A 26,950-nucleotide genomic window follows, 5' to 3' on the forward strand; every position below is an offset into this window, starting at 1 on the left:
TAGCCCATGGCCCTGCCCAGCAGAGCGGCGCGCCTGGCGCCGGTGGTGGAAATGGCCGAGGAGGCCGAGCGCAAGGCTGCCCAGCGCCTGGGGCATTTCCAGCAGCAGGTGGTGCAGGCCCAGGCCAAGCTGGCCGAGCTTGAGCGTTTTCGCGAGGACTACCAGCAGCAATGGATCAACCGTGGCGGGCAGGGGGTCAACGGCAGCTGGCTGGTCAACTACCAGCGCTTCCTGGGGCAACTGGAGGCGGCCATGACCCAGCAGCGGCAGAGCCTGACCTGGCACCAGAACAACCTCAACGGTGCCCGCGACACCTGGCAGCAGGCCTATGCCCGGGTCGAAGGCCTGCGCAAGCTGGTGCAGCGCTATAGGGACGAGGCCCGGCGTGCCGAGGACAAGCGTGAGCAGAAGCTGCTCGACGAGCTGTCCCAGCGCCTGCCGCGCCAGGGGCATCTGTAGCCGTGAGCATCTGGGGCCGCTTCGCGCCCCATCGCCGGCAAGCCCCTGAGACCTCTCTGAAACCCGCCCGGCAACGAACCTCACGAACGGTCCTGCCCCTGCCTTGCGACCCCGCTCCATGCCTGCTAAACCTTCAAAAGTCGTATTCGCCATCATCGAAGGAATCGCTGGCATGGCTGTCGAATCCGATTTCTCCCAGGACGATAAAAAGCTGACGATCAAGGTCAAAGGCCGCTTCGATTTCGGCAGGCATCAGGAATTTCGCAATGCCTACGAAAGGCAACCGGTACGGCCCAACTCGGTCGTGGTCGACCTCAAGGACGCCACCTACCTGGACAGCTCGGCGCTGGGCATGTTGCTGCTGCTGCGCGACCACGAAGGCGGTGATGACTCCTGCATCAGCGTGATCAACACCAGCCCCGACGTGCGCAAGATCCTGGCCATTTCCAATTTCGAAAAGCTGTTCGACATCAGTTGAGTATCGACATGCCGGCCGAACGGGCGCTGAGCGTGCTGGTTGCCGAGGACGGGGCGGCAGACCGCATGCTGCTCGCGCAGATCGTCCGGCGCCAGGGCCATGAGGTGTTCACCGCGGAAAACGGCGAGCAGGCCGTGGCGCTGTTCGCCGAGCGGCGCCCGCAACTGGTGCTGCTCGACGCGCTGATGCCGGTGATGGACGGCTTCGAGGCTGCGCGGCAGATCAAGGCGCTGGCCGGCGAAGCGCTGGTGCCGATCATCTTCCTTACGTCGCTGAACGAAGAACAGGCTCTGGTGCGCTGCCTGGAGGCTGGCGGCGACGATTTCATGGCCAAGCCCTACAGTGCGGTGATCCTCGGCGCCAAGATCCGTGCCATGGACCGCTTGCGCCGGCTGCAGGCCACGGTGCTGGAGCAACGGGACCAGATCGCCCGCCACCATCACCACCTGCTCAACGAGCAGCGCGTGGCCAAGGCCGTGTTCGACAAGGTGGCCCATTCCGGCTGCCTGCAGGCGCCGAACATCCGCTACCTGCAATCGCCCTACGCCCTGTTCAACGGCGACCTGCTGCTGGCGGCCTACACCCCTTGTGGCGACATGCACGTGCTGCTCGGCGATTTCACCGGCCATGGCCTGCCTGCCGCGGTCGGGGCCATGCCCCTGGCCGAGGTGTTCCATGGCATGACAGCCAAAGGCTATGGCCTGGGCGAGATGCTGCGGGAGATGAACGCCCGGCTCAAGCGCACGCTGCCGGTGGACATGTTCTGCTGCGCGCTGTTGCTCGAACTGAGTTTCCAGCGCGGCACGGTGCAGGTGTGGAACGGCGGCATGCCTGACGGCTACCGCTTGTCCGCGGCTGGCGAGGTGCTTTCGACGTTGGTGTCCCGCCATCTGCCGCTGGGGATCCTGGCCCCCGAGCGCTTCGACGACAGTACCGAAGTGCTGCCGCTGGCGGTGGGCGAACGCTTGTTCCTGTTGTCCGACGGTGTCGTCGATACCGCTGACGCGCAGGAGCGGCTGTTCGGCGTGCAGCGCCTGCGCCAGGTGCTGGCCGACAACCGGGATCCGGCCCGGCTGTTCGACGAGGTGATGCTGGCCCTGGAGCGGTTCGGCGGGCGCCCCCGGGACGATATCAGCCTGTGCGATATCCGCATGAGCGAGCCAGTACCGCCGCCCCCGCTGGCCGTGGCCCCTGGCGGTGGTGGGCACTCCGGCCCGCTGGCGTGGTCGATGCGCTTCGAATTGCGTGCCGACAGCTTGAAACGGTTCAACCCGGTGCCCTACCTTGTGCAACTGCTGCAGGAAGTCCAGGGGTTGCGATCGCATGGTGGGGCGCTGCACAGCGTGCTCAGCGAACTGTACGCCAATGCCTTGGAGCACGGGGTGCTGGGCCTGGACTCGCGGCTCAAGTGCGACGCCCAGGGTTTTGCCGATTACTATCGCGAGCGCGACCGGCGCCTGGCGCAACTGGCCGAGGGGTTCGTGCAGATCGTCATGAAGGTGGAACCACAGCCCTGTGGCGGGCGTCTGACGATCGAGGTCGGCGACAGTGGTGCCGGCTTCGACGTGGCGCGGGAACTGGCGCGCTCGATGACGGCGCACAGGCTCAGCGGCCGCGGCCTGAACATGGTCCGGCGCCTTAGCCAGGGGGCCGAGTGGCTCGACGGTGGCCGTTGCGCACGGGTGATGTTTTTCTGGTGAATGGGTGGCGAACTGCCACGCAGGCTGGGGCATAATCAAGCTTGATCAAGGAGTGAACAAGTACGTGGACATGCATATCGATCACAAGGTGCTCACCGACCTGCAGGAGGTCATGGAAGACGGCTACCTGCAATTGCTGGAAACCTTCCTCGAGGATTCCGAGCGGCGCCTGAGCCAGTTGCACGAAGCCAGGAACGCCGATGAGCTGGGCCTTGCCGCGCACAGCTTCAAGGGCAGCAGCAGCAACATGGGCGCCGTTGGCCTGGCCGAACTGTGCCGCCAGCTCGAGGAGCGGGCGCGGCAGCGGCCGCTGTATGGCATCGAGGACCTGGTCAACCGCATCGACCAGGAATATCAGGAGGTCCAGCGCTTCTACCGCGACGAGCGAGAACGGATTTCCGCCAGCTGAGGGAAACCTGGCGCGAGTCTTGCCTGTCTTTGCCCGGACGATTTCACGATTTCCGGCGCGGAGACCTTTCAATGCCTGTCGCACCCAATCCTTTGTTGCAAGCCAGTGTCATGGACAAGCCGTCGCGCTCGGCTGCCAGCGTGGTGGACAAGCCGCAGCAGGGCGCGGGCGGGCAGGGCACTGGCTTCGACCAGGTCATGGCCCGCCAGGGGCGTGACGACAAGCCCGTCCAGGCCAAGCCGAAGGACAGGCCCGAGGCGGCGTCGGGCGGCAAGCAGGATGATGGCAAGGGGGCAGCCGTTGCCAAAGGCGGCAAGAACTTGCCGGCCACCGACCAGGCTGGCGAAACCGCTGAAGCCGATGGCCCGGGCTCGCTCGATGCTCGCCTGGTGGCGGGCCAGGTCACCGATGCGCAACCCGGCGCGCAGCTGATTCAGGCCCAGGCCGAGGCCGTGGCGCCTGCCCTGCAGGCGGCCCAGCCAGCAGACGCATCGACGGCTACCGAGCAGGCGTCCGAAGATTTCGACCCGCAGGCTGACCCCTTGGCCGACCTGCCAGCCCTGCGCCTGGCCCTGGAGCAGAATGCCCAGGCCAAGGGCACCACCTGCGCCCATGCCAGCCGGGCTGACGAGCGCCAGGCCCAGGCCGACGATGGCCGGGGAGCCGTCAATACCTTGGCGAACCTGGTCGATGAAGCTGGAGAGTCGGAGCCGGGCGGCAAGGCATTCGACAACCTGCTCGACGATGGCCTCAAGGACCTCAAGAGCGCCAGCAGCGACACCCGCGTCGACGATTTCGCCAACCGCCTGGCCAGCCTGACCCAGGCCGCCACGCCGAAGGCCGCCAACGCCATGCCGGCCACCCCCCTGCACCAGCCGCTGCCGATGAACCAGAACGCCTGGGCCGAGGGGTTGGTCAACCGGGTCATGTACCTGTCCAGCCAGAACCTCAAGTCGGCCGACATCCAGCTCGAGCCCGCCGAACTCGGGCGCCTCGATATCCGCGTCAACGTGGCGACGGACCAGTCCACCCAGGTGACCTTCATCAGCGGTCATGCCGGCGTGCGCGATGCCCTCGACAGCCAGGTGCACCGCCTGCGCGAGCTGTTCGCCCAGCAGGGCCTGGCCCAGCCTGACGTCAACGTCGCCGACCAGTCCCGTGGCCAGCAGCAACAGCAGGGGCAGCAGGAGAGCTCGAGCCTGTCCGGCGTCGCCGCGCGCCGGGCCGCCGAGGCCGGTGGGGAGGCCGACGAGCTGGCCGATGCCACGCGGCCGGTGGAGCGGCAGGTGGTCGTCGGTGACAGTGCGGTCGATTACTACGCTTGAATCGATTGCGGCGATCCGTCTGCGGGGCAAGCTCCCGGTTGGTCGACACCCCCTGCGATAAATCTGGCATAACACTTGCTCAAGCCACGTCATTCTCCTGTGAAACCCCAATGGACGACGGATTATTGGCATGGCCAAGAGCGAAGCAGTCAAAGACCCCGCCACCAAAGGCAAACTCAAACTGATCCTGCTGCTGGTGCTGGCCCTGTTGCTGGCGGTCGGCCTGTCGGTGGGTGCCACCTGGTTCGTCATGCACAAAAGCGAGTCGGCACCCGCCGCCGACCCGGCCCAGACCAATGCCAAGCCAGCGGCGATCTACGAGCCCCTGGCCCCCGCCTTCGTGGTCAACTTCAACCAGAACGGCCGGCAGCGCTACATGCAGGTGAGCATCACCCTGCAAGGGCGCAACCAGGCCGACCTGGACGCGCTCAAGGTGCACATGCCGGTCATCCGCAACAACCTGGTCATGATGTTCTCAGGCCAGGGCTTCGACACCCTGGCCAGCAGCGCGGTGGGGCAGGAGATGCTGCGCCAGAAGGCCACCGCGGTGGTCCAGGAAGTAGCGCAGAAGGAAGTCGGCAGGCCGGTCGTCGACCAGCTGCTGTTCACCAATTTCGTATTGCAGTAGGAGCCCGAAATGGCCGTGCAGGACCTGCTGTCCCAGGATGAGATCGATGCCCTGTTGCACGGGGTCGACGATGGGCTGGTACAGACCGAAAGCGTTGTCGAGCCCGGCAGCGTCAAGAGCTACGACCTGACCAGCCAGGATCGGATCGTGCGCGGTCGCATGCCGACCCTGGAGATGATCAACGAGCGCTTCGCCCGCTACACCCGCATCAGCATGTTCAACCTGTTGCGCCGCTCCGCCGACGTGGCGGTCGGGGGCGTGCAGGTGATGAAGTTCGGCGAGTACGTGCACTCGTTGTACGTGCCCACCAGCCTGAACCTGGTCAAGATCAAGCCGTTGCGCGGTACCTCGTTGTTCATCCTCGACGCCAAGCTGGTGTTCAAGCTGGTGGACAACTTCTTCGGCGGCGATGGTCGCCACGCCAAGATCGAGGGCCGCGAGTTCACTCCCACCGAGCTGCGCGTGGTGCGCATGGTGCTGGACCAGGCCTTCGTCGACCTCAAGGAAGCCTGGCAGGCGATCATGCCGGTCAACTTCGAGTACATCAATTCCGAGGTCAACCCGGCCATGGCTAACATCGTCGGGCCGAGCGAGGCGGTGGTGGTGTCGACCTTCCACATCGAACTCGACGGTGGCGGTGGCGACCTGCACGTGACCATGCCGTACTCGATGATCGAGCCGGTGCGGGAAATGCTCGACGCCGGTTTCCAGTCCGACCTGGACGACCAGGACGAGCGCTGGGTCAAGGCCCTGCGCGAGGACGTGCTGGATGTCAGCGTGCCGCTCTCGGCCACCGTGGCCCGTCGCCAGCTGAAGCTGCGCGACATCCTGCACATGCAGCCGGGCGACGTGATCCCGGTGGAGTTGCCCGAGCACCTGGTGCTGCGCGCCAATGGCGTACCGTCGTTCAAGGCGCGGCTGGGCTCGCACAAGGGCACCCTGTCGCTGCAGATCATCGATCCGATCGAACGCCGCTGACGGCGTGCCGGTCGCAATCCCGAATCGAATGCCAGTCGAGGACACTATGGCTAACGAAAACGAAATCACCTCCCCGGAGGATCAGGCCCTGGCCGACGAGTGGGCCGCAGCCCTGCAAGAAACCGGCGATGCCGGCCAGGCCGATATCGACGCGCTGCTGGCCGCCGATGCTGGCAAGCCGTCCGCCGGCACCGGCCGCCTGCCGATGGAAGAGTTCCCTAGCTCGCCCAAGCCGAACGAAAACGTCAGCCTCGAAGGCCCGAACCTGGACGTGATCCTGGACATCCCGGTGAACATCTCCATGGAAGTGGGCAGCACCGAGATCAGCATCCGCAACCTGCTGCAGCTCAACCAGGGCTCGGTGATCGAGCTCGACCGCCTGGCCGGCGAGCCACTGGACGTACTGGTCAACGGCACCCTGATCGCCCATGGCGAGGTGGTGGTGGTCAACGAGAAGTTCGGCATCCGCCTGACTGACGTGATCAGCCCCAGCGAACGCATCAAGAAGCTGCGCTGAGTGAAAGGCCGGATTCGGGCCGCGATGGCCCTTGGCGCGCTGTTGGCCAGCGAGGCGGTGATCGCCGCCGCCCAGCCGGTAGCGCCGGCGCCTGCCACCCCGGGCAGCCTGGGCGGGCAACTGGCGCAGATGGTCCTGGGCCTGCTGCTGGTGGTCGGCCTGATCTTCTTCCTGGCCTGGCTGCTGCGCCGCTTGCAGGGCGCCGCGCCGCGTGGCGCGCAAGTGATCGAGATCGTCGGCAGCCGGGCCATCGGCCCGCGCGACAGGTTGTTGCTGGTGCAGGTGGGCAAGGAGCAGATCCTCATCGGCCATACCCCTGGCAGCATCGAGGCGTTGCACGTGCTGGCCGAGCCCGTGGAGGTGCCGGCTGGCGCCCGCCCGGCCACGCCGGAATTCGCCCAGCGGCTGTTGGAGCTGATGGGCAAGGATCAGAAGGACAAGAAGTGATGAGTGGCGCCCTGCGCACCCTGTTGAGCACCTTGCTGCCAATCGCGCTGCTACTGGCCGCGCCGTCGGTCCTGGCCGCCGACCCGTTGTCGGTGCCGGCCATCACCCTGTCCAGCGGTCCGGACGGGCAGCAGGAATACTCGGTCAGCCTGCAGATCCTGCTGATCATGACGGCGCTGAGCTTCATCCCGGCGTTCGTCATCCTGATGACCAGCTTCACCCGCATCATCATTGTCTTCTCCATCCTGCGCCAGGCCCTGGGCCTGCAGCAGACGCCGTCGAACCAGGTGCTCACCGGCATGGCGCTGTTCCTGACCCTGTTCATCATGGCGCCGGTGTTCGACCGGGTGAACCAGGATGCCATCCAGCCCTACCTGAACGAGCAACTGACCGCCCAGCAGGCCATCGACAAGGCCCAGGGGCCGTTGAAAGACTTCATGCTGGCGCAGACCCGGCAGAACGACCTGGACCTGTTCGTGCGCCTGTCCAAGCGCACCGACATCGCCAGCGCCGAGCAGACGCCGCTGACCATCCTGGTCCCGGCCTTCGTCACCTCGGAGCTCAAGACCGCGTTCCAGATCGGCTTCATGATCTTCATCCCGTTCCTGATCATCGACATGGTGGTCGCCAGCGTGCTGATGGCCATGGGCATGATGATGCTGTCGCCGCTGATCATCTCGCTGCCGTTCAAGATCATGCTGTTCGTCCTGGTCGATGGCTGGGCGCTGATCATGGGTACCCTGGCCGGCAGTTTCGGTGGCGTCTGACGCCATCAAGGAGAGCCTTGCATGACACCTGAAGTCGCCGTAGACCTGTTCCGCGATGCCTTGTGGCTGACCACCCTGATGGTCGCAATCCTGGTGGTGCCGAGCCTGCTGGTGGGGCTGGTGGTGGCCATGTTCCAGGCCGCCACGCAGATCAACGAACAGACCCTGAGCTTCCTGCCGCGCCTGCTGGTGATGCTGGTGACCCTGATCCTCGCCGGGCCCTGGCTGGTGCAGAAGTTCATGGAGTATTTCATCGGCCTGTACACCAGCATTCCCCAGTTGATCGGTTGAAACGGCCATGCTGGAGCTGACCGACACGCAGATCGGCACCTGGGTCGCCACCTTCATCCTGCCGCTGTTCAGGGTGACCGCGCTGCTGATGACCATGCCGATCTTCGGTACGCGCATGCTGCCGGCGCGCATCCGGCTGTACGCCGCCCTGGCCATCACCGTGGTGATCATGCCGGGCCTGCCACCGTTGCCTGAGATCGACCCGTTGAGCCTGCGCGGCGTGCTGCTGTGCGGTGAGCAGATCATCGTCGGCGTGCTGTTCGGCCTGTCGTTGCAGATGCTGTTCCAGGCCTTCGTGGTGGCTGGGCAGATCATCGCCGTGCAGATGGGCATGGCCTTCGCCTCCATGGTCGACCCGGCCAACGGCGTCAACGTGGCGGTGGTCAGCCAGTTCATGACCATGCTGGTGAGCATCCTGTTCCTGGTGATGAACGGCCACCTGGTGGTGTTCGAGGTGCTGACCGAAAGTTTCACCACCTTGCCGGTGGGCAACGCCCTGGTGGTCGGCCACTTCTGGGAAATGGCCGGGCGCCTGAGCTGGGTGCTCGGCGCCGGGCTGCTGTTGATCCTGCCGGCGATCGCCGCATTGCTGGTGGTCAACATCGCCTTTGGCGTGATGACCCGTGCCGCGCCGCAGTTGAATATCTTCTCCATCGGCTTCCCGCTGACCCTGGTGCTGGGTATGGGCATCTTCTGGGTCGGGCTGGCCGACATCCTTTCCCACTACCAGGCATTGGCCAGCGAAGCGCTGCAATGGCTGCGTGAACTGGCACGGGCGCGCTGAGCATGGCAGAGAGCGAAAGCGGTCAGGACAAGACAGAAGAGCCCACCGACAAGCGCAAGCGCGACGCGCGCGAGAAAGGCGAGATCGCCCGCTCCAAGGAGCTCAACACGGTAGCGGTGACCCTGGCCGGCGCTGGCGGCCTGCTGGCGTTCGGTGGCTACCTGGGCGAGACCTTGATGGAACTGATGCGCCTGAACTTCAACCTGCCGCGTGAGGTGCTGGTGGACGAGCGGGCCATGGGCGCCTTTTTGCTCGCCTCGGGCAAGATGGCGTTGTGGGCGGTGCAGCCGGTGCTGATCCTGCTGTTCGTGATCGCCTTCATCGCCCCCATCGCCCTGGGTGGTTTCTTGTTCTCCGGGAGCCTGCTGCAACCGAAGTTCAGCCGCATGAACCCGTTGTCGGGGATCAAGCGCATGTTCTCCTTGAACGCCTTGACCGAGCTGCTCAAGGCCATCGCCAAGTTCTTCGTGATCCTCGTGGTGGCGCTGGTGGTGCTGGCCAACGACCGCCAGGCGCTGCTGGCGATCGCCAACGAGCCGCTGGAGCAGGCGATCATCCACAGTGTCCAGGTGGTGGGCTGGAGCGCCTTGTGGATGGCCGCGGGGCTGCTGTTGATCGCGGCGGTGGACGTGCCGTTCCAGCTCTGGCAGGCGCACAAGAAGCTGAAGATGACCAAGCAGGAAGTGCGCGACGAGTACAAGGACACCGAGGGCAAGCCGGAGGTCAAGCAGCGCATCCGCCAGTTGCAGCGCGAAGTGTCGCAGCGGCGCATGATGGCCGCGGTGCCGGAGGCTGACGTGATCATCACCAACCCGACCCATTACGCCGTAGCGCTCAAGTACGACCCCGAGAAGGGCGGTACGGCGCCGTTGCTGCTGGCCAAGGGTAGCGACTTCATCGCCCTGAAGATCCGCGAGATCGGCATGGAGCACAAGGTGCAGATCCTCGAATCGCCGGCCCTGGCGCGAGCGATCTACTACTCCACGGAGCTCGAGCAGGAAATCCCGGCGGGGCTGTACCTGGCGGTGGCCCAGGTACTGGCCTACGTCTTCCAGATCCGCCAGTATCGGGCGGGCAAGGGCAAGGCGCCAGAACCGCTCAAGCCAGACCTGCCGATTCCGCCGGATTTGCGTCGGGACTCTTGAGAGCTGCAAGCTACAAGCCGCAAGAAAAAGCAGTCCGTGCGCCCCGCCTGATGCGAGTTCGTCGACGCTCAATGGGCCGCCGCGATTAGCTTGCCGCTAGAAGAGTTGGAAGGTTTCTTGCAAAGGCAGCGCCAGGCGCCCTCCAGGCGTCAAAGTTTTTGCTTGAAGAGGACTCGCGGTGGATCGCACTCAGTTAATCAACAGCGCCCGACACAACCTGGCCGGCCTCGGTCGGGGCAACCTTGGCGTGCCGCTGCTGTTGCTGGTGATGATGGCAATGATGATGTTGCCGATCCCGCCGTTCCTGCTCGATGTGTTCTTCACCTTCAACATCGCCCTGTCGATCGTGGTCCTGCTGGTCTGCGTGTATGCCTTGCGCCCGCTGGACTTCGCCGCCTTTCCCACCATCCTGCTGGTGGCCACGCTGCTGCGCCTGGCGCTGAACGTCGCCTCGACCCGTGTGGTGATGCTCCACGGCCATGAGGGGCACGAGGCCGCGGGCAAGGTGATCCAGGCCTTCGGCGAAGTGGTGATCGGCGGCAACTACGTGGTCGGCGCGGTGGTCTTCGCCATCCTCATGATCATCAACTTCGTGGTGGTGACCAAGGGCGCCGGGCGTATCTCCGAGGTGAGCGCGCGTTTCACCCTGGACGCCATGCCCGGCAAGCAGATGGCCATCGACGCCGACCTCAACGCCGGATTGATCGACCAGGCCCAGGCCAAGGCGCGCCGTGCCGAGGTGGCCCAGGAGGCCGAGTTCTACGGCTCGATGGACGGTGCCAGCAAGTTCGTGCGGGGCGATGCCATCGCCGGCCTGCTGATCCTGTTCATCAACCTGATCGGCGGCATGCTGATCGGCATGCTCCAGCACGGCATGCCGTTCGGCGAGGCGGGCAAGGTCTACGCGCTGCTGACCATCGGTGACGGATTGGTGGCGCAGTTGCCGTCGCTGCTGCTCTCCACCGCCGCGGCGATCATGGTCACCCGGGCCTCCAGCTCCGAGGACATGGGCAAGCTGATCAACCGGCAGATGTTCGATTCGCCCAAGGCCCTGGCGGTGTCCGCCGCGCTGATGATCGTCATCGGCTTGGTCCCGGGCATGCCCCACGTTGCCTTCCTCGGCCTGGGCGGGCTGGCTGCGGGCGCAGCCTACCTGGTCTGGCGCAAGCAGCAACAGGCCAAGGTCAAGGCCCAGGAAGAGGCGCAGCGCCAGCAGGATCTGCTGCCATCGCCCCAGCGTGCCCTGGAAACCAAGGAACTGGGCTGGGACGACGTGACACCGATCGACATGATCGGCCTGGAGGTCGGCTACCGCCTGATCCCGCTGGTCGACCGCAACCAGGGTGGTCAACTGCTGGCGCGGATCAAGGGGGTGCGCAAGAAGCTGTCCCAGGACCTGGGCTTTCTCATGCCTACCGTGCACATCCGCGACAACCTCGACCTGCAGCCCAGCGCCTACCGCCTGACCCTGATGGGGGTGATCCTGGCCGAGGCGGAGATCTATCCAGACCGGGAACTGGCGATCAACCCCGGCCAGGTCTTCGGTACGCTCAACGGCATCGCCGCGCGCGACCCGGCCTTTGGCCTGGAGGCGGTGTGGATCGATGTCGGCCAGCGCGCCCAGGCCCAGTCGCTGGGCTACACCGTGGTGGACGCCAGCACTGTGGTCGCCACCCACCTCAACCAGATCCTGCAGAAGCACTGCCACGAACTGATCGGCCACGAAGAGGTCCAGCAGTTGCTGCAGGTCCTGTCCAAGGCATCGCCCAAGCTGGCCGAGGAGCTGGTGCCGGGCGTCATTTCCTTGTCGGGGTTGCTCAAGGTCTTGCAGGCCCTGCTCGCCGAGCAGGTACCGGTGCGCGATATCCGCAGCATTGCCGAGGCGATCGCCAACAATGCGGGCAAGAGTCAAGATACCGCCGCGCTGGTGGCGGCGGTGCGCGTCGGATTGTGTCGCGCTATCGTGCAAAGCATTGTCGGCACTGAGTCCGAGCTGCCTGTGATCACCCTGGAGCCCAGGTTGGAACAGATTTTGCTCAATAGTCTGCAAAGGGCCGGGCAAGGCCAGGAAGACGGTGTTCTCCTGGAGCCGAGCATGGCCGAGAAGCTGCAACGTTCGTTGATCGAGGCGGCCCAGCGCCAGGAAATGCAGGGTCATCCGGCTATCCTGCTGGTAGCGGGCCCGATCCGCGCGATGCTGTCGCGATTCGGCCGCCTGGCTGTACCGAATTTGCATGTTCTGGCGTATCAGGAAATACCTGACAACAAGCAAGTCACCATCGTTGCCACCGTGGGCCCCAATGGCTGAGGTAGTGGGTTATGCAAGTTAAGCGTTTTTTCGCCGCCGATATGCGCCAGGCCATGAAGCTGGTCCGCGATGAGCTGGGCGCCGATGCCGCCATCATCGGCAACCGGCGCATCGCCGGCGGTGTCGAGTTGACGGCCGCGCTGGACTACAAGCTGTCCGCCCTGGCCCCACGTGTGCCCAATGCCGAGCTCGAGGACGAACTGCGCAAGACCCAGTCGCGCATCGCCACCGCCCAGGCCGAGCTGGGCAGCCGCAACGACACCGACGAAGGTAACCGCCAATTGTTCGCCGGCCTGCCGCTGACCGCCTCGGAGCCGTTGGTCGAGCCCCATGTCGACCTGCCGCCGCCTGCCGCCGCGCAGGCCCCGGCTGCTGTCGACCCGCGCCTGTTCGATGCCATGCGCTCGGAGCTGTCGGGGCTGCGCGAGCTGCTCGAAGTGCAGCTCGGCTCCCTGGCCTGGAGCCAGTTGCAGGGCAGCAAGCCGCAGCAGGCCAACCTCTGGCGCCGCCTGCAGCGCATCGGCCTGTCCGGCCCGATCGCCCGCGAACTGCTCGACCTGACCGCCGAGGTCGGCGAACCACGGCATGCCTGGCGCATGGTCCTGGCGCACCTGGCGCGGATGATCGAGGTTCCAGAGGTGGAGCCGATCGAGGAGGGCGGGGTGATCGCCATGGTCGGCCCGGCCGGCATGGGCAAGACCACCACCCTGGCCAAGCTGGCGGCGCGCTACGTGCTCAAGTACGGCGCGCATAACCTGGCGCTGGTGAGCATGGACAGCTTCCGTATCGGTGCCCAGGAGCAGCTCAAGACACTGGGGCGCATCCTCAACGTACCGGTGACCTACGTCGATCCGGGCCAGTCCTTGGCCCAGGCGCTGGAGCCGTTGCTGCGCAAGCGCGTGGTGCTGATCGATACCGCTGGCCTGCAAGCCAGCGACCCGGCCCTGCGCATGCAACTGGAAACCCTTGCCGGGCGCGGCATTGCCGCCAAGAATTACCTGGTGCTGGCAACCACCAGCCAGAAGCAGGTGCTGACCGCCGCCTACCACAGCTACAAGCGCTGTGGCCTGGCCGGATGTATCCTGACCAAGCTCGATGAAACGGCCAGCCTCGGTGAAGTGCTGAGCCTGGCCATCAGTCATGAATTGCCGGTGGCCTATCTTACCGATGGGCCGCGCATTCCCGACGACCTGCACCTGCCGCGCAAGCACCAGTTGGTCAGCCGCGCAGTCAGTGTGCAAATGCAGGACGAGCCCAGCGAAGAGGCGATGGCCGACATGTTCGCTGATCTCTATCACAACCCTGGCAAGCGCGCGGGTTGATGAATGTGCAGCGCAAAGTACCTACATCAGGGGGTCGAGTTCAGCCCCTCATGTGGCCTGGGTCCAAGCGAGACAAGGTAAAGAACGAACATGGGTAGCATGCATCCCGTACAGGTGATCGCCGTAACCGGTGGCAAAGGTGGCGTCGGCAAGACTAACGTTTCAGTGAACCTGTCCCTGGCACTGGCCGAGCTGGGCCGGCGGGTCATGCTGCTGGACGCCGACCTGGGCCTGGCGAACGTCGACGTCCTGCTGGGCCTCACGCCCAAGCACACCCTGGCCGATGTCATCGAAGGCCGCTGCGAACTGCGCGACGTGCTGTTGCAGGGGCCCGGTGGCGTGCGCATCGTCCCGGCCGCCTCTGGCACCCAGAGCATGGTGCACCTGGCGCCTGCCCAGCATGCCGGCCTGATCCAGGCGTTCAGCGAGATCGGCGACAACCTCGACGTGCTGGTGATCGACACCGCCGCCGGCATCGGCGACTCGGTGGTCAGCTTCGTCCGCGCGGCCCAGGAAGTGCTGCTGGTGGTGTGCGACGAGCCGACCTCGATCACCGACGCCTACGCCCTGATCAAGCTGCTCAACCGCGACTACGGCATGAACCGTTTTCGCGTGCTGGCCAACATGGCGCAGAGCCCGCAGGAGGGCCGCAACCTGTTCGCCAAGTTGACCAAGGTCACCGATCGTTTCCTCGATGTCGCGCTGCAGTATGTCGGTGCCGTGCCCTACGACGAATGCGTGCGCAAGGCGGTGCAGAAGCAGCGGGCGGTCTACGAGGCTTTCCCGCGGTCCAAGTGTGCGCTGGCGTTCAAGGCCATCGCGCAGAAGGTCGACAGCTGGCCGTTGCCGGCCAACCCGCGCGGGCACCTGGAGTTTTTCGTCGAGCGCCTGGTGCAGCCCACCAGCGCAGGGCCGGTGCTATGAACGCGAGCGGTTTCAAGATGTACAGCAAGGCGTCGCGCGATGCCCAGTACGAACTGGTCGAACGCTACGCCCCGCTGGTCAAGCGCATCGCCTATCACCTGCTGGCGCGCCTGCCGGCCAGCGTGCAGGTCGAGGATCTGATCCAGTCCGGCATGATCGGCCTGCTGGAAGTGGCCAACAAGTACGATGCCAGCAAGGGCGCCAGCTTCGAGACCTACGCTGGTATCCGCATCCGTGGCGCCATGCTCGACGAGGTCCGCAAGGGCGACTGGGCGCCGCGCTCGGTGCACCGCAACACCCGTATGGTCAGTGACGCGATACGTGCCGTCGAGGCACGTACCGGCCGTGACGCTAAAGATCATGAAGTTGCTGCCGAACTCCAATTGAGTCTCGATGATTACTACGGGATCCTGAACGATACCTTGGGCAGCCGCCTGTTCAGCTTCGACGACCTGTTGCAGGACGGCGAGCACGAAGGGCTCCACGAGGATGGCGCCAGTGGCCAGCTGGAGCCCTCGCGCGACCTGGAGGACGAGCGCTTCCAGGCCGCGCTGGCCGATGCGATCGCCAACCTGCCGGAGCGTGAGCGCCTGGTACTGGCGCTGTACTACGACGAAGAGCTGAACCTCAAGGAGATCGGTGAGGTACTGGGGGTCAGCGAGTCGCGTGTCAGCCAGTTGCACAGCCAGTGCGCGGCGCGCCTGCGCAGCCGCCTGGGGGAATGGCGGGCGCGCTGAAGCCAGGTTCGCCGCAGTCGTTGTAAATGATGCCCAATTGATTGAATGCGTGCTCGGGGCCGAGCGCGTCTAGGACTGCTTGGAGGTCTAATTGAACAAAGACATGAAAATCCTCATCGTTGACGACTTTTCGACGATGCGGCGGATCATCAAGAACCTGTTGCGTGACCTGGGCTTCACCAACACCGACGAGGCCGACGACGGCACCACGGCGCTGCCGATGCTGGAAAACGGCCATTACGATTTCCTGGTGACCGACTGGAACATGCCCGGCATGTCCGGCATCGACCTGCTGCGCAAGGTCCGCGCCCATGACCGCCTCAAACACATGCCGGTGCTGATGGTGACTGCCGAGGCCAAGCGCGACCAGATCATCGAAGCGGCCCAGGCCGGGGTCAACGGCTATGTGGTCAAGCCTTTTACCGCCCAGGTGCTCAAGGAGAAGATCGAGAAGATCTTCGAACGCGTCAACGGTTGAGTCACGTCAGGGGGCGCCATGGAGCAGAAAAACACGTCGCTGGGTGAGTTCGAATCGACCCTGAAGAAACATGCCCAGGAACTGGTCGAGAGCCTCGAGCACGGCCGGTTCGGCGAGGCGGTGCAGTTGATCCACCAACTGAACCAGACCCGCGACCGCGGCCTGTACCAGGAAGTCGGCAAGCTCACCCGCGAGTTGCACAGCGCGATCGTCAGTTTCCAGATCGACCCGCGCATGCCGCAGGCCGAGGAAATGTCGCAGATCACCGACGCCACCGAGCGCCTGGCCTATGTGGTCAAGCTCACCGAGGGCGCCGCCAACCGCACCATGGACCTGGTGGAAGCGGGTACCCCGGTGCTCAACGACCTGGCCGCCGAAGCCCAGAACCTGAGTGCCGACTGGCAGCGCTTCATGCGCCGCGAGGTCGCCGCGCCGGAGTTTCGCGAGCTGGTCAAGCGCGTCGACAGTTTCCTGACGCACAGCGTCGAGGGTAACCGCAAGGTCGCAGGCCATCTCAACGACATTCTCCTGGCCCAGGACTATCAGGACCTGACTGGCCAGGTGATCAAGCGCGTGACCGCGTTGGTCACCGAAGTCGAAAGCAATCTGCTCAAGCTCGTGCTGATGGCAAGCCAGGTCGACCGTTTTGCCGGTATCGAACATGACCACCAGCAGCTGCGCGCTGAAAAAGATCAAGAAAAACATCCGGCCCGGGGTGAAGGTCCGCAGATTCATGCCGATAAGCGTGAAGACGTCGTGTCCGGTCAGGACGATGTCGACGATCTGCTGTCCAGCCTGGGTTTTTAGGGAGCACGTTCAATGAGCTTCGGCGCCGATGAAGAAATCCTCCAGGATTTCCTGGTAGAAGCCGGCGAAATTCTCGAGCAACTGTCCGAGCAACTGGTCGAGCTGGAAAGCCGGCCCGACGACGCGGACCTGCTCAATGCGATCTTTCGCGGTTTTCACACTGTTAAAGGGGGCGCCGGCTTCCTCCAGCTCAACGAGCTGGTGGAATGCTGCCATATCGCCGAGAACGTGTTCGACGTCTTGCGCAAAGGGGAGCGCCGGGTCGACGCAGAGCTGATGGACGTGGTCCTCGAGGCGCTGGACACGGTCAATGGCATGTTCGGCCAGGTGCGCGAGCGCAGCGACGTCACCCCGGCCACGCCCGAGCTGCTGGCGGCCCTGTCGCGCCTGGCAGAGCCTGCCGCAGCCGAGGCCGAGGCGCCGGCCCCTGAGCAGGCGCCGGCAGCGGTCGCCGAAGCGCCGGCTGCCGAGGCGGACATCACCGATAGCGAATTCGAACAACTGCTCGACTCCCTCGACGCGGTCAAGGCCCAGGCTGAGGCTGCCGAGCAGAGGCAGGGCGAGGCGGTCGGCGGCGAAGGCGACGAGATCACCGATGCCGAGTTCGAGTCGCTGCTGGACCAGTTGCACGGCAAGGGGCAGTTCTCCCCGGAAGCCGTCGCCACTGCGCCGCAGGACTCTGCCGCGGCACCGGCGGGCGACGAGATCACCGACGCCGAGTTCGAGGCGCTGCTCGACCAGTTGCACGGCAAGGGCACCTTCGCCGCCGATGCGCTGCCTGGCGCCGCTGCGCCCGTGGCCAGCGCTGCCCCGGCGGCGGGCGACGGCGAGCACATTTCCGAGCACGAATTCGAAGCGTTGCTCGACCAGTTGCATGGCAAGGGCAAGTTCTCCAGCGACGCAGTGGCTGGCGACGCACCTGCCGCCGTGGCGGCTGCGCCGGCGACCAGTGCGCCCAAGGCCGAAAGCAAGCCCGCTGCCAAGCCGGCACCGGCCGTCAAGCCTGCCGCCGCCGCGCCTGCTGCCAGCAAGCCTGCGGCCCCGGCCCGTGCCCCGGCGCCGGCTGCCGACAAGCACGCGGTCAGCGAGGCGGAAACCACCGTGCGGGTCGATACCGCCCGCCTGGACGAGATCATGAACATGGTCGGCGAGCTGGTGCTGGTGCGTAACCGCCTGGTCCGCTTGGGCCTGAACAGCGGTGACGAGGCCATGTCCAAGGCCGTGTCCAACCTCGACGTGGTCACCGCCGACCTGCAGACCGCGGTCATGAAGACCCGCATGCAGCCGATCAAGAAGGTCTTCGGCCGCTTCCCGCGCCTGGTTCGCGACCTGGCCCGCCAGCTCAAGAAGGAGATCAACCTAGAGCTGGTCGGCGAAGAGACCGACCTGGACAAGAACCTCGTCGAAGCCCTGGCCGACCCGCTGGTGCACCTGGTGCGCAACGCCGTCGACCATGGCGTGGAGATGCCCGACGAACGCGAGGCCGCCGGCAAGGCGCGCACCGGCCGGGTGGTGCTGTCGGCCGAGCAGGAGGGCGACCACATCCTGTTGTCGATCTCCGACGACGGCAAGGGCATGGACCCCAACGTCCTGCGTGCCAAGGCCGTGGAGAAGGGCTTGATGGACAGGGACGCCGCCGAGCGCCTGAGCGAGTCGGACTGCTACAACCTGATCTTCGCCCCGGGCTTCTCGACCAAGACCGAGATTTCCGACGTCTCCGGCCGTGGTGTGGGCATGGACGTGGTGAAGACCAAGATTTCCCAGCTCAACGGCTCGATCAACATCTTCTCGGCCAAGGGCCAGGGCTCGAAGATCGTCATCAAGGTGCCGCTGACCCTGGCGATCATGCCGACTTTGATGGTGATGCTGGGCAACCAGGCGTTCGCCTTCCCGCTGGTCAACGTCAACGAGATCTTCCACCTGGACCTGTCGCGCACCAACGTGGTCGACGGCCAGGAGGTGGTGATCGTCCGCGACAAGGCGCTGCCGCTGTTCTACCTCAAGCGCTGGCTGGTCCAGGGCCAGGTGCACGAGGAGCAGCGCGAGGGGCATGTGGTGATTCTTTCGGTCGGCACCCAGCGCATCGGCTTCGTGGTCGACCAGCTGGTGGGCCAGGAGGAGGTGGTGATCAAGCCGCTGGGCAAGATGCTCCAGGGCACCCCGGGCATGTCCGGCGCCACCATCACCGGCGACGGTCGCATCGCGCTGATCCTCGACGTACCGAGCATGCTCAAGCGTTACGCCGCCCGGCGTATTTGATTTCGGCGGCGCGCCCTGGCGGTTGCGCCGCCTAATGGAGTGTTTATGGCAGTCAAGGTCCTGGTGGTGGATGATTCCGGTTTCTTCCGCCGCCGTGTCTCGGAAATTCTCTCGGCAGACTCGACGATCCAGGTCGTGGGTACCGCGACCAACGGCAAGGAAGCGATCGACCAGGCGCTGGCGCTCAAGCCCGATGTCATCACCATGGACTACGAGATGCCCATGATGGATGGCATCACCGCCGTGCGGCACATCATGCAGCGCTGCCCGACGCCGGTACTGATGTTCTCCTCGCTGACCCACGAAGGCGCCCGCGTCACCCTCGACGCCCTGGATGCCGGTGCGGTGGACTACCTGCCGAAGAACTTCGAGGACATCTCGCGCAATCCGGAGAAGGTCAAGCAACTGCTGTGCGAGAAGGTCCACACCCTGTCGCGCAGCAACCGTCGTTTCGGCGGCTTTGCCACGCCGGCAGCCGCCGTGGCACCGACCAGCCATGTGCCGCTCGGCAGCCCGGCAAGCCCTGCGCCGGCCCGCGCGGCTGCCCCGACGCCGGCCAGCCGTCCTGCCGCCGCAGCCGCTTCCCATGCGCCAGCGCCCAAGCGCAAGCCCTACAAGCTGGTGGCCATCGGCACCTCCACCGGCGGCCCGGTGGCGCTGCAACGGGTGCTGACCCAACTGCCCGCCAGCTTCCCGGCGCCGATCGTGCTGGTCCAGCACATGCCTGCAGCCTTCACCAAGGCGTTCGCCGAACGCCTGGACAAGCTGTGCAGGATCAGCGTCAAGGAAGCCGAGGATGGCGACGTGCTGCGCCCCGGCCTGGCCCTGCTGGCCCCTGGTGGCAAGCAGATGATGATCGATGGCCGTGGCACGGTGAAGATCCTGCCGGGGGACGAGCGCCTGAACTACAAGCCGTGCGTGGACATCACCTTCGGTTCGGCCGCCAAGTCCTATGGCGACAAGGTGCTCTCGGTGGTGCTCACCGGCATGGGCGCCGATGGGCGCGAGGGCGCGCGCCTGCTCAAGCAGGGCGGCAGCACCGTGTGGGCCCAGGATGAAGCCAGTTGCGTGATCTATGGCATGCCCATGGCCATCGTCAAGGCCAACCTGGCCGATGCGGTGTACAGCCTGGACGAGATCGGCAAGCACCTGGTCGAGGCCTGCGTCTGATGGATGTCCTGAGCCTGATCGGTCTGATCCTCGCCTTCGTCGCCATCGTCGGCGGCAACCTGCTCGAGGGCGGCCACGTCGGGGCGCTGGTCAATGGCCCGGCGGCCCTGATCGTGCTGGGCGGCACCCTGGCGGCAGCGCTGTTGCAGTCGCCGCTGTCGGCGTTCAAGCGCTCCCTGCAGATCATTCGCTGGATCTTCTTTCCGCCGCGGGTGGACCTGGCCAGCGGTATCGACCGGGTGGTCAACTGGAGCCTGACCGCGCGCAAGGAAGGCCTGCTGGGCCTGGAGGGGGTGGCCGATGCCGAGCCGGACCCGTATGCGCGCAAGGGCCTGCAACTGCTGGTCGACGGCGCTGAGCCCGAGTCCATCCGCAGCATCCTCGAGGTCGACTTCCTGACCCAGGAGAGCCGCGACATCCAGGCCGCCAAGGTGTTCGAGAGCATGGGCGGCTATGCGCCGACCATCGGTATCATCGGTGCGGTGATGGGCCTGATCCACGTGATGGGTAACCTGGCCGACCCTTCGCAACTGGGCAACGGCATCGCCGTGGCGTTCGTCGCCACCATCTACGGCGTGGCCAGCGCCAACCTGATCCTGCTGCCGGTCGCCAACAAGCTCAAGGCCATCGTCCTGCGCCAGTCGCGCTACCGGGAGATGCTCCTGGAAGGCCTGCTGTCGATCGCCGAAGGGGAGAACCCACGCTCGATCGAGCTGAAGCTGCAAGGCTTCATGGAGTAAGCCATGCCGCGCCGTCGCCATACCGAGGAACACGAGAACCACGAACGTTGGTTGGTGTCGTACGCCGACTTCATCACCCTGCTGTTCGCCTTCTTCGTGGTCATGTATTCGATCTCCTCGATCAACGAGGGCAAGTACAAGGTGATCTCCCAGGCCCTGCTCGGGGTGTTCAACGACCCCGAGCGGAGCATGAAGCCGATCCCTATCGGCGAGGAGCGCCCGCTCAGCGTCAGGCCGGCCGAGCCGCTGGTCAAGGACAGCGAGCAAACCGACGCGGGCCTGGCGCAGAGCAGCGTCGATCCGTTGCAGAGTATCTCCGAGGATGTCCGCGATGCCTTTGGCGATCTGATCAAGTCCGACCAGATGACCGTGCGCGGTAACGAGCTGTGGGTGGAGATCGAGCTCAACTCGGCGCTGCTGTTCGGCAGCGGCGATGCCATGCCCAGCGATGTCGCCTTCGAGATCGTCGAGAAGGTGGCGAAGATCCTCAAGCCGTTCGCCAACCCGGTGCACGTGGAGGGCTTCACCGACAACCTGCCGATCCGCACCGCCCAGTACCCGACCAACTGGGAGCTGTCGTCGGCGCGGGCGGCGAGCATCGTGCGCCTGCTGGCGATGAACGGGGTCGACCCGGCGCGCATGGCCTCGGTGGGCTATGGCGAGTACCAGCCGGTGGCGAGCAACGACAGCGCCGAGGGCCGGGCGCGCAACCGCCGGGTGGTGCTGGTGATTTCCCGCAACCTCGAAGTACGCCGCAGCCTGACCGGCTCCGGCAGCGCCAATGCCACGCCGGACGCGGCCTTGCGGCGGGCTGGCACACAAAGTGCACCGACAACGCCTGCAGCGACGGCGGGGGGATGATCCCGTCAATTCCCCGTCACCGATTTTTCACACCGTTCCCGGCAGGGCAGGCGGCCACACCGGGAGGAAGCGACGCACGATGAGAGTCTGGGCAGTAGCCAATCAAAAAGGTGGTGTCGGCAAGACCACCACCACCATCGCCCTGGCCGGCCTGCTGGCCCAGGCGGGCAAGCGCGTGGTCGTGGTCGACCTCGACCCGCACGGCTCGATGACCAGCTACTTCGGGCACGATCCCGATGCCCTGGAGCACAGCTGCTACGACCTGTTCCTGCACAAGGGCGTGGTACCCGAGGGGCTGCCCGGGCAATTGCTGCTGCCCACCAGCGACCAACGCATCTCCCTGCTGCCTTCGAGCACTGCCTTGGCGGTGCTGGAGCGCCAGTCGCCAGGGCAGAGCGGGCTGGGCCTGGTGATCGCCAAGAGTCTGGCGCAGCTGTGGCAGGATTTCGACTTCGCCCTGATCGACAGCCCACCGCTGCTCGGTGTGCTGATGGTCAATGCCCTGGCCGCCAGCCAGCAACTGGTGATCCCTGTGCAGACTGAGTTCCTCGCGGTCAAGGGCCTGGAGCGCATGGTCGGGACCCTGGCGATGGTCAACCGCTCGCGGCGCCAGGCGCTGCCGTACGTGATCGTGCCGACCCTGTTCGACCGCCGCACCCAGGCCTCCCTGGGCACCCTCAAGGTGCTGCGCGACAGCTATGGCGAACAGGTCTGGCAGGGTTACATCCCAGTCGACACGCGCCTGCGCGATGCCAGCCGGGCCGGCGTCACGCCCTCGCAGTTCGACGGCAAGAGCCGTGGGGTGACTGCTTACCGGGCGCTGCTCAAGCACCTGCTGACTTCCACATCCGCGTTGCAGGTGGCCTGATGAACCCAGCCCGGCCGATTACCAGCAAGCCGCAACTGGCCCTGCAGTCCTATCTCGATGGCCTGTTGCAGGAGGCCACCGAAACGTTCGAGGCCGTCGAGGCCGCACCAGCACCGGTCGACGAGCCGGCCGCCACCGACGACGGGTTCGCCGCGGCGGTGCGCGAGGAACAGGCCCGTGACGCCCAGCGACAACAGGCGGCGCCCGCCCCGCAGCCGGTACTCAGCGTTGTCATGTCCGAGGCGATGGCCCCGGCCAGCCCTCCGATAGTGCCCCAGGCCCCGGCTGCCGAGCCGGTAGCGCCACTGGTCGATGTGCACCTGCCTGCGCCGGGCGCGCCACGCCCGCCGGCCACCGTGGATGGCCGCCCAGCCTGGGCGGCGGAGCCGTTCGAATGCCTGCTGTTCGATGTCGCCGGCCTGACCCTGGCGGTGCCGCTGGTGTGCCTGGGCTCGATCTACAGCCTGGCCGGCCAGGAGCTGACACCGTTGTTCGGCCAGCCGGACTGGTTCCTCGGCATCCTCAGTTGCCAGGCGGGCAACCTCAAGGTCCTGGACACCGCACGCTGGGTCATGCCCGAGCGCTATCGCGAAGACTTCCGTCAGGGCTTGCAGTACGTGATTTCCGTCCAGGGCTATGAATGGGGGCTGGCCGTGCACCAGGTCAGCCGCTCCCTGCGCCTGGACCCGGCCGAGATCAAGTGGCGCAGCCAGCGTGGCCAGCGCCCGTGGCTGGCCGGCACGGTGATCGAACACATGTGCGCCTTGCTCGACGTCGCCGAACTGGCCGAGCTGATCGCCAGCGGCGCCGTCAAGCAGCTGCATGCCAAACCGCAATGAATGAACGCCGCCACTGCCGCGGCGATACCGAGCACACCGCCGATGGCGGATTTTGAGGGGTAGGGGAATGAAAAAGTCGTCTGCACAAGGTTCCGAAGATCCGATCCTGCAGTGGGTAACCTTCCGCCTGGACAACGAGTCCTATGGCATCAACGTCATGCAGGTGCAGGAAGTCCTGCGCTACACCGAGATCGCCCCGGTGCCGGGCGCACCGAGCTACGTGCTGGGCATCATCAACCTGCGTGGCAACGTGGTCACGGTGATCGACACCCGCCAGCGTTTCGGCCTGATGCCGACCGAGGTCACCGACAACACCCGCATCGTGATCATCGAGGCAGACAAGCAGGTGGTCGGCATCCTGGTCGACAGCGTGGCCGAGGTGGTCTACCTGCGTCAGTCGGAGATCGAGACCGCGCCCAACGTTGGCAACGAGGAATCGGCCAAGTTCATCCAGGGCGTGTGCAACAAGAACGGCGAACTGCTGATCCTGGTCGAGCTCGACAAGATGATGACCGAGGAAGAGTGGTCCGAGCTGGAGAACATCTGAGTTGATCTTCGAGGTTGCTGTCATCTTCCTGGCGCTGCTCTGGGCGCTGAGCCTGTGGTTCTTCCTCAACTACAGCAAGCGCCAGCGTGAGCTGGCCGCCCAGCAGGCCCAGGGCGATGCGCTGCGCGACCAGCGCATCAAGGACCTGGCCAAGCGCCTGGACGACTACCAGAACGGCAGCGTGCGCATGGGCGAAGCCATCCATGAACTGCGTGCGGTGGTCGCGCCTTTGCCCGACAGGCTCCAGCAACTGGAGCAGCGCGACCCCAGCAGCGTGACCTTCACCCAGGCGGCCAAGCTGGTGGGGATGGGGGCCAGTGTCGAGGAGCTGACCCAGAGCTGCGGCCTGACCCAGGCCGAGGCGGAGCTGATGAGCAAGTTGCATCGCGGCGAATGAGAGGATCGGGGGCGACGAAAGTCGCCCTCGGTGTATCAGGGGCGGCTCCAGGAATGATAGTTGCCGATCTGCGCGACACCGGTCAGTGGCAGGTCGGTGATCATCGCCTGGCGAAGGTCGGCGTCGACATTCAGTAGCAGATAGTTCGGGTCGCTCTGAGGCAGGGTGCGCAAGTTGGCGATCTGGCGGATTATCCGCAACCGTGGCAGTCGCTGGTCGACCACGTGATTGAACACGCCAGGCCCGGTCAGGTCGCTCAGGCGCAAGGCATAACGCTCGAAGGCAGCGTCGTCTGCTTGGGGCTTGCTGTCGTAGAAGGCTCGATCGGCTTGGTAGCGTGCATGTATCTCCTGCGAAATGGCCTGCAGCGTCGGGTTGTTGGGATGGCTACCGAGCATGTTGGTGTTGTACTGGCAGTGCATGCCCAACGTCTCGTTGCTCGCCGGTATACCGAGCAGCAAGCCGTCGGGGGACGTGGCCAATGTCAGGCTGTCGAGGGCGGCTTGTTCAGGGTCATCAGGTGCAGAGGGGGCTGGCAGCAGGACGTCGTCGACGTCCAGGTACAGGCCGCCTTCGTGCTCGAGCAGCGGGTAGCGCAACACGTCCGAGGCCGAGGAGAAATTGGCACCGCTGCCGTTGAGTGCGTGCTGGTATTGAGCGAAATTCGGGCTTTGGCTGAAGCTACGGTAGAACGGCTGCTCCTCCAGAGGCAGAACGCGGATATTCGGTGCCTGTGTGCCCAGCAGTTGTAGATTCTCCTCGAACGCGGCCGGGCTTGCGTTCGACAGCAATAGCTTCAGCTGGTACTGGCTGGATGTCAGGCGGCGACTGTTGCTGGCCAGCGTAGCGAGCAGCTCGGAAGGGATCACCTTGTCGCCTACCCAGATGCTGAGGATGTGCTTCGGGATGGGCTGCAGCATCTGCGCCTCGACTGAGGGCAGCGCGATGGGTAACTGCAGATCCACACCCATGGCCCGCAGGCTGTTCATGCGCATCTGGTCGGTTACCGGCCGTTCTCCGATGTCGATCCGCACCAACCCGCGATGGCTATCGGACACCTGGTAATAGGTGGGGTCCACGTCATTGAGGGCCCTGCCGGAAATGAACGCATCGTATTCGGCGCTGTAGAGCACATCCGTGTTGTAGCCGTCGAGCATGCTCTGCAGTTGTCCTGGGCCATCCTCGGTCAGCGGGAGCCTGACCACCCAGCGTGCAGTGGTGAGATCGCCGCCAGGCAGTGGCTCTACCGCCGATTTGAAGAATTGCAGGGTAGGTTCGGGCAGGTGTGGCGGCATCATGGGGCTCAAGGGGTAGCCCAGTTGCCCGTTGACCCGCGTGGGGAATACAAAACCGTCGCGCTTGGGTGGGAAGAGCTGCTGGGCCTTGGAAAGGCCAGTGAGGACCAGGGGCGCTGCGTTCATCAGGCCAAACTCGATGTTCTGCACGCCATCGGCCTTGTCCTCGAGCGATTTGCCATTGATGGCCTGGTCGAGCCCCAGACCGAACTGGGCCATCCCACCCAAGGCGAACAGGGGGGCCAGTTCCGGTACCACTAGCGCCAAGGGGGCCAGCAGATTGATCGAGGCGGTCAGGTAGCTTCGCCACTTGGCCTTGGTCACCTCGCTGTCGCTGGTGATGATGAAGTCGGCATCGGCATAGCTGCGCTGGCGCTGGCGTTCAGTGAGCGCTTCGAACAGGTCGCCCTTGATCGGAGGGCTGTATTTGGTCGCTCGGTAATTGACGAAGTCACCAGGCGACCAGGGGCCATCGGTGGTGAAGCCTGGACGATTGGGTGAGCGCCAATGAAGCGCGGGGTACGCTCCCAGGCCCGCCAATGCGGTGTCCAGGCCGCTGAAGTCCAACCCGTCTGGTGTATCGGCCAGGGCGAAGTGCTGGCGCAGTATCTGGCGTTTCTCGTCGCTCTGGCATTGTCGGCCGAACCAGTCTTGCAGGGCGGCCCGGGTGCTGAATTCATGCAGCGGGAAGGCGTTGCCTGGCAGGTACAGCAGGGCTTCAGGGCTGGCCCTGTCGGTGATGCAGAGTATGTCGGTGGCGGTGTAGCCATACACATTCAGCGGTCGGACGCGTAACCCAGGCGTGCGTGGCATCAGGTCGGCCGCCTGCCAGGCCAGCTTGCGCCCGGCTTCGCTCAAGGAGCCCTGCAGCACCTGTTTGTTGCAGGCCGCGATGAAGTTGATGCGTGCCGCGACCTGGTGGCTCTTCAGGGCATGCGTCCAGTAATCGTCCAGCATCGATTTGTAGCGAGCATGGAAGTCCAACGACCAGATGAACTTCTGCATGGCCTCTACGTCGACTGGCAGGTGGGTGGTGGCGTCATAGCGAGCGGGGGAGGTTACGCGAAACAAGCCGTTGAACACGCTGTAGGGCGCACTGTTGTCCAGCGGGCCAGGCTTGGGTAACTCATCGACCAGTTGCAATGGGCCTTGGGGCAAGGTACCTGCCCAGTGCCCTGGCAACAGTTGGCCGACCAGGTCCTTGCTGGTTTCGCCCTGCCAGTTCGAGAGCACCGCGTGGGTGAGGGGCTGACGGTCGATGATCACGGCCTGCTGGCCACGGTAGTGCAGGGTTACCACTTCTGTCTGGTCCGGATCGAGTGGGAAGCCCTGTTGGGATGCCCAGTCACGGATCGCCTCGGCCGCGTGCCGATCGGGCCTTGGGATGTGTTGCAGGTGGTTGCGCACGAACTGGACGCCGCTGGCATTTACGTAAGGTAGGGACATGGGGAGCACCTGTGTGGGTCAAGG

The 26,950-nt window shown here is 65.2% G+C and carries 28 protein-coding genes; 27 read left to right on the plus strand and 1 reads right to left on the minus strand.

Going from position 1 to position 26,950, the window contains the following annotated elements; genetic code table 11:
* The first annotated feature begins 6 nt into the window (after nt 1–6).
* The 27 genes from fliJ to ABFA30_RS10385 all read left to right on the plus strand — a co-directional run bounded on the left by fliJ (nt 7) and on the right by ABFA30_RS10385 (nt 24,185).
* Nucleotides 7–459 carry a flagellar export protein FliJ gene (gene fliJ, locus ABFA30_RS10255; protein ID WP_253081042.1) on the plus strand — a complete coding sequence of 151 codons (453 nt, stop codon included), beginning with the start codon at nt 7–9 and terminating at the stop codon, nt 457–459.
* 172 nt (nt 460–631) lie between these two features.
* On the plus strand, nt 632–937 hold the full coding sequence (locus ABFA30_RS10260) for an STAS domain-containing protein (RefSeq protein ID WP_225789300.1): 306 nt from the start codon (nt 632–634) through the stop codon (nt 935–937).
* An 8-nt stretch (nt 938–945) separates the two neighbouring features.
* Nucleotides 946–2,637: a SpoIIE family protein phosphatase gene (locus tag ABFA30_RS10265; protein ID WP_410045398.1), complete on the plus strand. Its 1,692-nt coding sequence runs from the start codon at nt 946–948 to the stop codon at nt 2,635–2,637.
* A 70-nt stretch (nt 2,638–2,707) separates the two neighbouring features.
* The gene (locus ABFA30_RS10270; protein WP_253104454.1) at nt 2,708–3,046 is read left to right on the plus strand and encodes an Hpt domain-containing protein; all 339 of its coding nucleotides are present in this window, start codon (nt 2,708–2,710) and stop codon (nt 3,044–3,046) included.
* A 71-nt stretch (nt 3,047–3,117) separates the two neighbouring features.
* The gene (locus tag ABFA30_RS10275; protein WP_410045399.1) at nt 3,118–4,371 is read left to right on the plus strand and encodes a flagellar hook-length control protein FliK; all 1,254 of its coding nucleotides are present in this window, start codon (nt 3,118–3,120) and stop codon (nt 4,369–4,371) included.
* A 130-nt stretch (nt 4,372–4,501) separates the two neighbouring features.
* Nucleotides 4,502–4,999 carry a flagellar basal body-associated protein FliL gene (gene fliL / locus ABFA30_RS10280; RefSeq protein WP_225789296.1) on the plus strand — a complete coding sequence of 166 codons (498 nt, stop codon included), beginning with the start codon at nt 4,502–4,504 and terminating at the stop codon, nt 4,997–4,999.
* 9 nt (nt 5,000–5,008) lie between these two features.
* Nucleotides 5,009–5,977 carry a flagellar motor switch protein FliM gene (gene fliM / locus ABFA30_RS10285; protein ID WP_225789295.1) on the plus strand — a complete coding sequence of 323 codons (969 nt, stop codon included), beginning with the start codon at nt 5,009–5,011 and terminating at the stop codon, nt 5,975–5,977.
* Between the two features lie 46 nt (nt 5,978–6,023).
* Nucleotides 6,024–6,494: a flagellar motor switch protein FliN gene (fliN, locus tag ABFA30_RS10290; protein ID WP_225789294.1), complete on the plus strand. Its 471-nt coding sequence runs from the start codon at nt 6,024–6,026 to the stop codon at nt 6,492–6,494.
* Nucleotides 6,495–6,941: a flagellar biosynthetic protein FliO gene (gene fliO / locus ABFA30_RS10295; protein WP_225789293.1), complete on the plus strand. Its 447-nt coding sequence runs from the start codon at nt 6,495–6,497 to the stop codon at nt 6,939–6,941.
* Nucleotides 6,941–7,708 carry a flagellar type III secretion system pore protein FliP gene (gene fliP, locus ABFA30_RS10300; protein WP_225789292.1) on the plus strand — a complete coding sequence of 256 codons (768 nt, stop codon included), beginning with the start codon at nt 6,941–6,943 and terminating at the stop codon, nt 7,706–7,708. Before fliO ends, fliP begins: the two co-directional genes overlap by 1 nt.
* A gap of 21 nt (nt 7,709–7,729) precedes the next feature.
* On the plus strand, nt 7,730–7,999 hold the full coding sequence (gene fliQ, locus ABFA30_RS10305) for a flagellar biosynthesis protein FliQ (RefSeq protein ID WP_368816236.1): 270 nt from the start codon (nt 7,730–7,732) through the stop codon (nt 7,997–7,999).
* A 7-nt stretch (nt 8,000–8,006) separates the two neighbouring features.
* Nucleotides 8,007–8,783, plus strand: a complete 777-nt coding sequence (fliR, locus tag ABFA30_RS10310) for a flagellar biosynthetic protein FliR (RefSeq protein ID WP_410045400.1) — start codon at nt 8,007–8,009, stop codon at nt 8,781–8,783.
* Nucleotides 8,784–8,785: 2 nt separating this feature from the next.
* On the plus strand, nt 8,786–9,928 hold the full coding sequence (gene flhB / locus ABFA30_RS10315; protein WP_253168320.1) for a flagellar biosynthesis protein FlhB: 1,143 nt from the start codon (nt 8,786–8,788) through the stop codon (nt 9,926–9,928).
* A gap of 178 nt (nt 9,929–10,106) precedes the next feature.
* Complete coding sequence (gene flhA, locus ABFA30_RS10320) at nt 10,107–12,236, plus strand: flagellar biosynthesis protein FlhA (protein ID WP_225789288.1); 2,130 nt, start codon at nt 10,107–10,109, stop codon at nt 12,234–12,236.
* An 11-nt stretch (nt 12,237–12,247) separates the two neighbouring features.
* On the plus strand, nt 12,248–13,558 hold the full coding sequence (gene flhF / locus ABFA30_RS10325; protein ID WP_410045401.1) for a flagellar biosynthesis protein FlhF: 1,311 nt from the start codon (nt 12,248–12,250) through the stop codon (nt 13,556–13,558).
* A gap of 90 nt (nt 13,559–13,648) precedes the next feature.
* The gene (gene fleN, locus ABFA30_RS10330) at nt 13,649–14,482 is read left to right on the plus strand and encodes a flagellar synthesis regulator FleN (protein WP_011534890.1); all 834 of its coding nucleotides are present in this window, start codon (nt 13,649–13,651) and stop codon (nt 14,480–14,482) included.
* The gene (gene fliA / locus ABFA30_RS10335; protein WP_225789286.1) at nt 14,479–15,219 is read left to right on the plus strand and encodes an RNA polymerase sigma factor FliA; all 741 of its coding nucleotides are present in this window, start codon (nt 14,479–14,481) and stop codon (nt 15,217–15,219) included. The genes fleN and fliA overlap by 4 nt, the downstream gene beginning before the upstream one ends.
* 103 nt (nt 15,220–15,322) lie before the next feature.
* Nucleotides 15,323–15,697, plus strand: a complete 375-nt coding sequence (locus ABFA30_RS10340; RefSeq protein WP_225789285.1) for a chemotaxis response regulator CheY — start codon at nt 15,323–15,325, stop codon at nt 15,695–15,697.
* Between the two features lie 18 nt (nt 15,698–15,715).
* Nucleotides 15,716–16,504 carry a protein phosphatase CheZ gene (locus ABFA30_RS10345; protein ID WP_225789284.1) on the plus strand — a complete coding sequence of 263 codons (789 nt, stop codon included), beginning with the start codon at nt 15,716–15,718 and terminating at the stop codon, nt 16,502–16,504.
* 12 nt (nt 16,505–16,516) lie between these two features.
* Complete coding sequence (locus ABFA30_RS10350; protein ID WP_410045402.1) at nt 16,517–18,763, plus strand: chemotaxis protein CheA; 2,247 nt, start codon at nt 16,517–16,519, stop codon at nt 18,761–18,763.
* Between the two features lie 45 nt (nt 18,764–18,808).
* Nucleotides 18,809–19,933 (plus strand): chemotaxis response regulator protein-glutamate methylesterase, encoded by a 1,125-nt coding sequence (locus ABFA30_RS10355; RefSeq protein ID WP_225789282.1) that lies wholly within the window; start codon nt 18,809–18,811, stop codon nt 19,931–19,933.
* The gene (locus tag ABFA30_RS10360) at nt 19,933–20,673 is read left to right on the plus strand and encodes a flagellar motor protein (protein ID WP_225789281.1); all 741 of its coding nucleotides are present in this window, start codon (nt 19,933–19,935) and stop codon (nt 20,671–20,673) included. The genes ABFA30_RS10355 and ABFA30_RS10360 overlap by 1 nt, the downstream gene beginning before the upstream one ends.
* A gap of 3 nt (nt 20,674–20,676) precedes the next feature.
* Nucleotides 20,677–21,534, plus strand: a complete 858-nt coding sequence (gene motD, locus ABFA30_RS10365) for a flagellar motor protein MotD (protein ID WP_225789280.1) — start codon at nt 20,677–20,679, stop codon at nt 21,532–21,534.
* Nucleotides 21,535–21,613: 79 nt separating this feature from the next.
* On the plus strand, nt 21,614–22,402 hold the full coding sequence (locus tag ABFA30_RS10370; RefSeq protein ID WP_225789279.1) for a ParA family protein: 789 nt from the start codon (nt 21,614–21,616) through the stop codon (nt 22,400–22,402).
* Entirely contained in the window at nt 22,402–23,241 is an 840-nt protein-coding gene (locus tag ABFA30_RS10375) for a CheW domain-containing protein (RefSeq protein ID WP_225789278.1), read from the plus strand. Before ABFA30_RS10370 ends, ABFA30_RS10375 begins: the two co-directional genes overlap by 1 nt.
* Nucleotides 23,242–23,308: 67 nt before the next feature.
* On the plus strand, nt 23,309–23,788 hold the full coding sequence (locus ABFA30_RS10380; protein ID WP_003254393.1) for a chemotaxis protein CheW: 480 nt from the start codon (nt 23,309–23,311) through the stop codon (nt 23,786–23,788).
* Nucleotide 23,789: 1 nt separating this feature from the next.
* A complete protein-coding gene (locus ABFA30_RS10385; protein WP_225789277.1) occupies nt 23,790–24,185 on the plus strand; it encodes a DUF2802 domain-containing protein in 396 nt (131 codons plus the stop codon).
* 35 nt (nt 24,186–24,220) lie between these two features.
* Here ABFA30_RS10385 and ABFA30_RS10390 read toward each other — a convergent pair whose 3' ends face one another.
* The gene (locus ABFA30_RS10390) at nt 24,221–26,926 is read right to left on the minus strand and encodes a dermonecrotic toxin domain-containing protein (RefSeq protein ID WP_410045403.1); all 2,706 of its coding nucleotides are present in this window, start codon (nt 26,924–26,926) and stop codon (nt 24,221–24,223) included.
* Nucleotides 26,927–26,950 lie beyond the last annotated feature (24 nt).

Origin of the sequence: Pseudomonas sp. HLMP, assembly GCF_046365545.1 — a bacterium.
Lineage (GTDB): Bacteria > Pseudomonadota > Gammaproteobacteria > Pseudomonadales > Pseudomonadaceae > Aquipseudomonas > Aquipseudomonas guariconensis_B.